A 2008-nucleotide genomic window follows, 5' to 3' on the forward strand; every position below is an offset into this window, starting at 1 on the left:
AAGCTTTACCAAGACAATTACCACTAACTTGAATGGTATCCAAGGCAACACTGCTGAATTAGTTGTTAGTGCTGATGCTACTGGAAACAGAACCTTCAGCAGCGTTATTGGTGGTGTTCAAGTCGAAGACGATCGCTCTGAGACTTTCGTTAACGCTATTGCTGCTACCGTTAAATAAGACTTGATCCAACTGGATTAGTTAAGCTTAAGCCTAAAAACAAAAGCAGGTTAGAGCGAGTATGAAAACCAACACTCCATAGCAATTGTTTTGTTGGGTTATCTTTACTCTACTCAACCTACTGTTGGATGTTCAAAGATTGCTGAAAACTATCTAGGTTTATAGTTTTCAGCAATTTTCTAAATTCGATTCAATGTTAACACAGTTAATTAGACAGTTGCAAGACTTACCTCTTTATGCAAAGTAATATCTGTTTGTTAATGTAGGAAGTCTCTTGTCAAGTCGAGTAATGCTAGGGTAGCGTCTCCAAAGTTCAGCATCTAAACAAGTACCATACTCAGTAAACCAAAACATTTTTAGAAGTCTTACCATCTGGACATTTCAGCTAAAGCCACGGATATCACAAAACTCACAAAACAACGTTAACTTCAGCATAAGACACGATACCCCTAGTTACCTTCAAGCGGTAAGCGTTACCCATACCGTCAAACTTATCCCTCTATTACTAACGGTGTTTGCTTGCTGATTTACAAGGGCACAAACCCCTATTATTACATTCGTTTTCAGTTTGTAGTTTACTGAGACTTGAGCTTTAGTATCATAACTATCTGTTAAAGAAGAGGAAAAGGGGCAGGGGCCACAAAGCTTAGGGGAGAACGCCATAAATAAATTTATGTCTGCTGAAACTTGGACATATTATTTCCTGTCGTAATGCATCTTGAAATAAATATTTAACATTAAGCATCAATAAATTTATTTGCTCTGAAACCCTCTTGGTAGGGACATTACACCATCTTTTCCCCTGCTCCTTGCTCCTCTCCTCTCTGGTCAAGTCAGTATTGTATATGTAGCAAGATCAAGAGGAAATCTAATGAGCAGTATTTTTTTAACAGGTCTGTCATACGTCAATACGAGTGGTGCTGGCAGTAGCATAAACCTTACGATTGGTTCCCCTACAGGTTTCACAATTAACACCAGTGAAGAAGTTTTCGTACCCGGAGCAACATCCAATAGAAGTACCGTGCTAGCCACGAATTCCTACACTGGAGATAACACGAACGATTTGCTATTAGGAGGTCAAGATAACGGTACTTTCGTTAGCAACTTAGACACTGATACACCTAGCAGAGGTACTAATCCCAGTTTATTTCTAGGTACAGCAACAAATTCTGCTTCTGAGCGTGTTAATGTCATCACTGATTTGAATCCATCTTTAGGTGATGCGATTGGGATACAAGCAAATAATAACCTGTTAAGCAATTTCGGATTTATAGGCTTTAATTCGATAGATGATAGTTTCATGTGAAGGACTAATTTAGCCTATTTTTAGGGCAGTTTTTACAAATATTTTTGGGGAAAACAATAAATTAGCAATGAACCTAACGCTCAAAAATAGCTAAGAGGGTGTTTTAAAAGTCCTAGCAAAATACTTTTAAAACATCCTCTTAGGATGATTACCCACTACACATTGGCAACTTCAAGAATTTGCGAGGTAAAAAATATGGCAACTCTAGAAATAAATGACAGCAACAATAGCAATAATAATGCTGATAAAGTCGCAAATCTTTTTAGTCGTAGTAATGATATCTTGACCGGGAGAGACCGTAATAACAATACATCTGGAGGTGGGAGTAGTTTTTTACAAGGAACTAGCGGCAACGATCTATTAAATGTCCCACAAGGAAACATTAATACTAAGAGTTACACAATTTTTGGTCTTGGTGGTAACGATACTTTGACCGGGGGAGGTGGTAATGACAAGATATTTACAGGTATTAGTGGTAATTCCCTACTGAATGGGGGAGATGGGAATGACAACTTGTCTGGCAA

General features: G+C 38.1%; 1 protein-coding gene and 1 pseudogene. Both read left to right on the plus strand.

Features of this window, described 5'->3' with window-relative positions:
• Window positions 1-1049: 1049 nt before the first annotated feature.
• Window positions 1050-1484: a hypothetical protein gene (locus tag VE944_RS30460; RefSeq protein ID WP_324986389.1), complete on the plus strand. Its 435-nt coding sequence runs from the start codon at window positions 1050-1052 to the stop codon at window positions 1482-1484.
• Window positions 1485-1679: 195 nt separating this feature from the next.
• Window positions 1680-2008 (plus strand): annotated as a pseudogene (locus tag VE944_RS30465) (calcium-binding protein); the annotation flags it as partial.

It is taken from the genome of Nostoc sp., assembly GCF_035638895.1.
GTDB lineage: Bacteria > Cyanobacteriota > Cyanobacteriia > Cyanobacteriales > Nostocaceae > Nostoc.

What these genes read in the sequence shown, in the direction of transcription:
- VE944_RS30460 (WP_324986389.1), top strand. Translation starts at nt 1,050, where the DNA reads ATGAGCAGTATTTTTTTAACAGGTCTGTCATACGTCAATACGAGTGGT.